Source organism: Duganella sp. Root336D2 (assembly GCF_001425005.1).
Lineage (GTDB): Bacteria > Pseudomonadota > Gammaproteobacteria > Burkholderiales > Burkholderiaceae_D > Rugamonas.
Map to the genome: position 1 here is coordinate 49,729 of NZ_LMDB01000010.1, position 6,164 is coordinate 55,892.

Here is a 6,164-nt window from a genome sequence, read left to right on the forward strand (position 1 = left end):
TTCGCGGATGTGCAATCGGTTGGTCATTCGCTGCGAGTTCACACGCGTGTCCAACTTCCCGCTCAACCGGACGGCTTACGCGCTGCGCGCTCCAGCCGCCGGTTAGCATCACGTTAGAGCGCACCACATGGAACGCGTCAAAGGAATATCAACGGCACCAACCGAACTTGATGAGTTACAGGAACTTGCGCGCGTCGCCACGCGCGAGGCGCTAGAAAGTTACGAGCGTATTCCGGCTGAATGGGAAAAAAAACTAACGCTTGGGACCTCTTTCGAGGGCGATGACCGTATCTTCGAGCTCTATATCGCGGCTGAACGGCCGTCAGATGCCGTGGTGATTAGCACTGCCCGTGTGAATCGCAAATCCAAAAGCGTCAGCGTTGCTATTACAAACCTTAAGAAGGGGGCTTCGCTATGAAGCGCTCTAACAATCCATTCCAGCGGACGCCTCGCGGCGCCGCTGAATTCTGACGTTCGGCCTCTTAACTAATCCGATAACAATGACCACGGTCCAACGAACCCTCGAAAGATCCAGCTTCGATGCCTACTTGATTGAGTGCTCGAATCCTGCTGAGTACGCTTCATCCGATGAGGCCTCCCGTGTCGAACGAATGAAGCGCTTTCCATTCGCTGTAATGCTGAAGGTTTCTTATCCTGAGCTCGATTTCGCGAATCGCTGGTGTTGGAAAAACTTTGGTCCTTGTGACGGCGAGTGTACTCAGGCTCAATCTGAGTATCAGGTCTGCCTCGAATCTGGACCACACGACCACTCAGGAAACTGGACGTCTTATTGGTTCGAGAAGACCGATTATGATTTTGGCTTCAACGAGTGGTACTTTGTGAATTCTGTGGATCGGGACCGCTTCATCGCTATACTTGATGAAATTAATTGGGGTGAGAACTATGCAAAGTAATTCGCCGAACCATGCAATCCAGCGGACGCCAACGGCGCCGCTGATTTGAGACGTTGAGGCTGTATTTTTAGTCCTCAAGTAAACGACAGACCAAGCTAGCGCGTTGAACCTCCAGGCAATTGATGGAGCTTGCAATGGCGCGCTACAAGGTTGTTGACCGCAGTCCGAGATTTCTTCCCGTAGTCCTTGATGCACAGCTGCTGCCCGGCAGCTTCGAGTTCGCCCTGGACTACCTGATTGACCACGAGCTTGACCTGTCAGCGCTAGCCGACCGCTATCGCAATGACGCCAACGGCGCCCCAGCCTATGACCCTGCCGTCATGCTCAAGATCATTCTCCTGGCCTACAGCCGTGGCATGGTCTCCAGCCGCGCCATTGAAAGGGCCTGTCGTGAGAATGTGCTGTTCATGGCGATCTCCGGCGACAGTGCGCTGCAGTTCACAACCATCGCCAAATTCATCCGCGAACTGAATTCACAGATCGCCGAACTTTTCACGCAAGTCCTGCTTACCTGTGATGCGCAAGGACTGATAGGCCGCCAAATGTTCGCCATCGACGGCGTCAAGCTACCCAGCAATGCCTCCAAGCAGCGCAGCGGCATCCACGCCGAATTGGCACACAGCGCACTCCGAATGGAGCGTGCCGTCAAGGACATACTGAAGGCGCACCAGGGCCAGGACAATCGTCCCTTCGCCGATGACGAGGGTGCCAATCAAACCAGGCAGCAGCGCCGGATCGAAAGCCTGCAAAACGAAGCGCACCGCATCCGCTCCTTCCTCGCTACAAAGCCAGAGCGTAAAAGCGACAAAGGCAGCATCCGCAAGAGCAACGTCACGGACAACGAGAGCGCCAAAATGGCGACATCCAAAGGCGTTATCCAAGGCTACACCGCCGTAGCTGCGGTCGACAGCCTGCACCAAGTGATCGTCGCGGCCGCAGCACATGGAACAGGCAGCGAGCAGAACGCGCTGATGCCAACCGTGCGCGCCACCGATTCACTTCGAGACGCGCGAACTGTCATAACGGCCGATGCCGGTTATCACAGCGAAGCCAACCTGCGCGAGCTGCACAACGCCGGAATTCCGGCGATGATTGCCGATGGCCTGATGCGCCGCCGCGATGAACGCTTCAAAGGACAGGAGAAGTACAAGAACAAGCCCGATCCGCTTTACGACAAACGCGCGGCGCAGCTGCCCAAGCAAGCCAGCCACTTCCGGCCTGACGACTTCCAGCTTGATGAGAGTACTAATACCTGCATCTGCCCAGCCGGGGAACGCCTTTATAGCAATGGCACGAACTGCACCGTCAACGGCAGGCAGCACCATAAGTTCACCGGCGCTAAGCAAAGCTGCGTGCCTTGCTCACTGCGAGAGAAATGCTTACGCCATCCGGAGCGAACTCAGGTTCGGCAGGTGGCGTTCTTCAGGAAGGGCCAGGCATCGCCATTGACCTACACGCAGCGCATGCGGCAGGCCATCGATACACCGCGTGGACGCGCACTTTACAGCCAGCGCATGGTGACCGTGGAGCCGGTCTTTGCCAACTTGCGATTCAATAAGCGGCTTGACCGCTTCACCTTGCGGGGGCAGCCAAAGGTTAACACGCAATGGCACCTTTTCTGCTTGGTGCACAACATAGAGAAGCTGGCGCGAAGCGGTTACGCGGCCTGAGAGGGGCGATTAGAAGGCTATTTCTCGCCTTTTCTTGCCTGAAAGGCAGCGTTTGCGGCAAACTGCTGAAATGTTTAAAAAATCAACTGAGCTGAAACGAAGAATCGGGACTTGGGGCGCTGCTGCGCGCCAAATCGGGGTTTTCCTACAGCCTCGTTAGAGCTATGGCATACCTGCGGTACTCAAGAACCTGTGAGTGGTACATCTTCGAGCGAAACGATTCGCGGCTCGTGGTGTGGCACAATGACTTTCGAGAGTCGGACGTGAGTTTTGATCGCTCTGAAATCACCTCTATTCTTGACGCCGATGTGTTCGAATCAGTTCCGGGCTATCGTCCAGATCAGAAACAAGTTCTTCGCGGAGCATTCGAAGCATGGCTCAAAGATCCTGTCGAATAAGCTCTAACAAATTAATCAACCGGACGGCTTACGCGCTGCGCGCTCCAGCCGCCGGTTATCGCACACGTTGGGCCATATGCAATATCAACTAGTGCTTCAGGTTCCAGCGGATTCGCTTGAGGGGTTTGACGCCTTGCTCGAATTCGAGGACCGACTAATTTCTGAGCTGGCTGGTGCCGGTGACGTCGATGGCCATGACTTCGGTTCGGGCGAGATCAATTTCTTCATCATTACCGCGAATCCGAATTTGGCCTTCGAACGTTGTGTTGATTTGCTTTCGCATGTCGGCCTGCTTCACCACGTTGTTGCTGCATATCGGTCGCTGAATTCGGACGAGTACTCGGTGGTATGGCCAAAGACATTTCACGGTGAATTCAACGTCGCATGATGAACGTTTTTGCGCCCAACCAATCATTCCAGCGGACGCCTGCGGCGCCGCTGAATTCAAAACGTTAGCCCTGCAGATGCGGATCTGGATAGACATTTCAATCTTTTCGTCACCGACCGTGGCTTTCGGCAACGTCTCGGGTGAATTCGACGTGACCGATCTTCCTAAGGTGCAGGCCGCCTTTCTTTGGCCTGCTGATTGGTTGGCCGAAAGGCCCACCTATTTCACGCCGGAGCAGAGTCACATCATGAGTGTGACTGAAACGGATGGCAGACACTTGGTCATCTTGTCGGGGATCGTGTGCTCCTCGGTTGCTGACGCACGAGATTGTGCTGCCTATCTCCAAAGGCAAGCTGGACTGTCCCTGGATGAATATGAACCTAGTGCATAAAACCAAAAGGCCTAACATGGCGGTCGAGCGGACCGCCTTCGGCGGCCGCTCACCTCTACGTGTGTGCCGAGCATGGCACGTAACTATGTCGGTGTAAGTCCGGCAGCCGGGTATAAGCAGAGCCGAAGGCTAGGGAGACGGCAAGGGCGTTACCGCGAGGTAGGGTCTGAAGGAAGTCGAACCCAAAGCTGCGGGGCGATGAACAAGAACCGGATGGTAGGCGTGGTGCATTCGGGGCGAGCGGGCACGTAACCGCGAAGCCCTCCATCTGCAAAACTGGATGCACTTTGTAAATCCGGCGCTCGCGCAGCGACAGTGACGTGTCTTACCTCGGGAGATCTCACGGGTGCGCCCGCCAAAGCGGCAGGCGCTGAGTGCCGGGCAACCAGCATTGACCGCCCGTGAGAAGACAGCAGAAGGCATAGTAGGCGCAAGGCAGGCGCTGAAGGCCGGAACAATGAAAGGCGAAGGACTGGCGTGAAGAGTGACTGGACTGCATCTGACCACCTGCGACAGCAGGCTGCAGCAACACCGCAGGATGAACCAGCTGCTGGATCAAGCCCGACCCCCGAGCCGATTTCACCCGAAACGTTGCTGGCGTGCGTACTCGAACGCACCAACCTGCAACGCGCATTAAAGCAAGTACGCCAGAACAAAGGCGCGCCCGGCATCGACGGCATGACGGTCGATGTCCTGCCCCAATACCTGAAACAGCACTGGCCGAGGATACGCAGCGAACTGCTAGCCGGGACTTACCGCCCGAGCGCAGTGCACCGCGTAGAAATACCCAAGCCAGACGGACGAATGCGCGCGCTAGGCATTCCGACGGCGCTGGACCGGTTCATCCAACAAGCTATTGCGTAAGTCGTTCAAGCGCAATGGGAGTTACGATGCTATATCTGGAAGCAATGGGACAGGGGCGGCTATCGGGAATTGCGCAAACGCGGGGTGTCCGTGCGGGATGCATGGAATACCCGCAAGTCGGCGCATGGCCCATGGAGGCTGTCGAATACCCCGGCGCTGGCACTGGCTTTGCCGGTGCAGTACTTCCGCAATCTAGGGCTACCGTCTCGTGTGGGCAGGTAGGAATTATTTTCATTGAACCGCCGTGTACGTGATCCGTATGCACGGTGGTGTGGGAGGAGGGGCATCGTGAGGTGTCTCCCTATCCCGATTGGGTATCGACATGAACGAAGCTTGGGAACAATTGATTGCAGGGGGTGTCATCGTCGCGGTATGCATTGTTTCCGCGCTAAAACGCAAAATTGAATGGGAAGGCGGCGGTCACACCTCTGCGAGCGAACGGCCCATCTTATTTTGGTCGTTTGTAATAGGTTTCGGGTGCACAGGCGCAGTCGTCGCCGCCTTAGGCATTTCTGTGTTACTTGGTTTGCGTCATGGCTAAGCTATGGCCCAACCTTGCAATCAACCCGGACGCGCTAAAGCGCGCCGGTTATTTTGAACGGTTCGGCGGCCTAGCAATGGATATTCGAAGGCTTAATGTTTTACTTGCTCCATATGCGTGCTCCTGGCCAAGTGGGGACAGCTTGGATCTTGCGCTATTACTTATAACACCAAGTGAGGTGGCCGCATCGGTCGGCGCAACAGCGACAGCCGGTGTTGAACCTGGACTTGGGCCTTGGACAGCTATTGGGATTCAGTTACCGTCTGGCGTCGTTGTCGAGCTCATCGAATACGCAGAACGTCCGCGCCTCGCCGGTACAATTGCGCGAGTGGACCGTGATCTTGTTCTTCCGAATGTCCTTGACGAATTACTTCTTGTTTTGGAACTTGGGTTTGCAGATTTACCTTGGATATCGAAGCTCATTACGTCGAACAATGCATTCCAGCCGACGCCTTCGGCGCGGCTGAATTGAAACGTGAGCCTACTTATGTCATCACTACCCGCCGGAGTACAGGTCTATCTTCTTGTTTCCGCTCTCGTTGCTGCTTTATCTCATTTCCTGCTCAGACGCTATTTCATCGGCTGCGCAGTGGCTTCGACATCAAGCCCTTTTGTTTTCGCACTTGCGTGCCTTGCATTTGCTGATCCCCCTAGTACGGTCCACGTCAAAATCTTCGTCTTCTTTTGGGTAATTTCGCTGTTCATTGCGGCAATTGTTGGTATTCCCTTCGTTTTCTACCGAAAATACACAGGTTGGAGCTCAAGAAATGGCACGTGATTCCCAGCGATCATCGCGGGCTATCCTTGCGATCGAGCTCGCTCCCTTCGGTCGTTGGACGCTGCGCCGCTCACCTTCACGTTAGGCCTATTGGCAATGCCGAAATCATCGCTCGTTCTGAAGTGAGGTAACCTGACTTTTTCGGACACTTCCATTTGATAAACTTGTCAAAGGGAGTGAAAACATGAGATCAACAACATACACGCCGGAGTTCCGGGCC

Annotated in this window: 8 protein-coding genes; all 8 read left to right on the plus strand. The window is 55.3% G+C overall.

Going from position 1 to position 6,164, the window contains the following annotated elements; genetic code table 11:
• Positions 1 to 127 precede the first annotated feature (127 nt).
• The 8 genes from ASD07_RS09885 (at position 128) to ASD07_RS30730 (ending at position 5,638) form a co-directional block, all read left to right on the plus strand.
• Positions 128 to 418 carry a hypothetical protein gene (locus ASD07_RS09885; RefSeq protein ID WP_055928796.1) on the plus strand — a complete coding sequence of 97 codons (291 nt, stop codon included), beginning with the start codon at positions 128 to 130 and terminating at the stop codon, positions 416 to 418.
• Between the two features lie 193 nt (positions 419 to 611).
• Positions 612 to 914: a hypothetical protein gene (locus ASD07_RS09890; protein WP_156397947.1), complete on the plus strand. Its 303-nt coding sequence runs from the start codon at positions 612 to 614 to the stop codon at positions 912 to 914.
• A gap of 134 nt (positions 915 to 1,048) precedes the next feature.
• On the plus strand, positions 1,049 to 2,584 hold the full coding sequence (locus ASD07_RS09895) for an IS1182 family transposase (RefSeq protein ID WP_055928802.1): 1,536 nt from the start codon (positions 1,049 to 1,051) through the stop codon (positions 2,582 to 2,584).
• Between the two features lie 474 nt (positions 2,585 to 3,058).
• On the plus strand, positions 3,059 to 3,370 hold the full coding sequence (locus tag ASD07_RS09900) for a hypothetical protein (RefSeq protein ID WP_055928805.1): 312 nt from the start codon (positions 3,059 to 3,061) through the stop codon (positions 3,368 to 3,370).
• On the plus strand, positions 3,351 to 3,761 hold the full coding sequence (locus ASD07_RS09905; protein WP_156397948.1) for a hypothetical protein: 411 nt from the start codon (positions 3,351 to 3,353) through the stop codon (positions 3,759 to 3,761). The genes ASD07_RS09900 and ASD07_RS09905 overlap by 20 nt, the downstream gene beginning before the upstream one ends.
• A gap of 477 nt (positions 3,762 to 4,238) precedes the next feature.
• Positions 4,239 to 4,625, plus strand: coding sequence for a hypothetical protein (locus ASD07_RS31385; protein WP_200953784.1), 387 nt, complete (start codon positions 4,239 to 4,241; stop codon positions 4,623 to 4,625).
• Positions 4,626 to 4,947: 322 nt separating this feature from the next.
• Positions 4,948 to 5,166 carry a hypothetical protein gene (locus tag ASD07_RS30725; protein WP_156397949.1) on the plus strand — a complete coding sequence of 73 codons (219 nt, stop codon included), beginning with the start codon at positions 4,948 to 4,950 and terminating at the stop codon, positions 5,164 to 5,166.
• A complete protein-coding gene (locus ASD07_RS30730) occupies positions 5,159 to 5,638 on the plus strand; it encodes a hypothetical protein (RefSeq protein ID WP_156397950.1) in 480 nt (159 codons plus the stop codon). The genes ASD07_RS30725 and ASD07_RS30730 overlap by 8 nt, the downstream gene beginning before the upstream one ends.
• The last annotated feature ends 526 nt before the right edge of the window (positions 5,639 to 6,164 follow it).

Coding starts and splice junctions, on each gene's coding strand:
- ASD07_RS30730 (WP_156397950.1), top strand. CDS start 5,159: ATGGCTAAGCTATGGCCCAACCTTGCAATCAACCCGGACGCGCTAAAG.
- ASD07_RS09890 (WP_156397947.1), top strand. CDS start 612: ATGAAGCGCTTTCCATTCGCTGTAATGCTGAAGGTTTCTTATCCTGAG.
- ASD07_RS30725 (WP_156397949.1), top strand. CDS start 4,948: ATGAACGAAGCTTGGGAACAATTGATTGCAGGGGGTGTCATCGTCGCG.
- ASD07_RS09900 (WP_055928805.1), top strand. CDS start 3,059: ATGCAATATCAACTAGTGCTTCAGGTTCCAGCGGATTCGCTTGAGGGG.
- ASD07_RS09885 (WP_055928796.1), top strand. CDS start 128: ATGGAACGCGTCAAAGGAATATCAACGGCACCAACCGAACTTGATGAG.
- ASD07_RS09895 (WP_055928802.1), top strand. CDS start 1,049: ATGGCGCGCTACAAGGTTGTTGACCGCAGTCCGAGATTTCTTCCCGTA.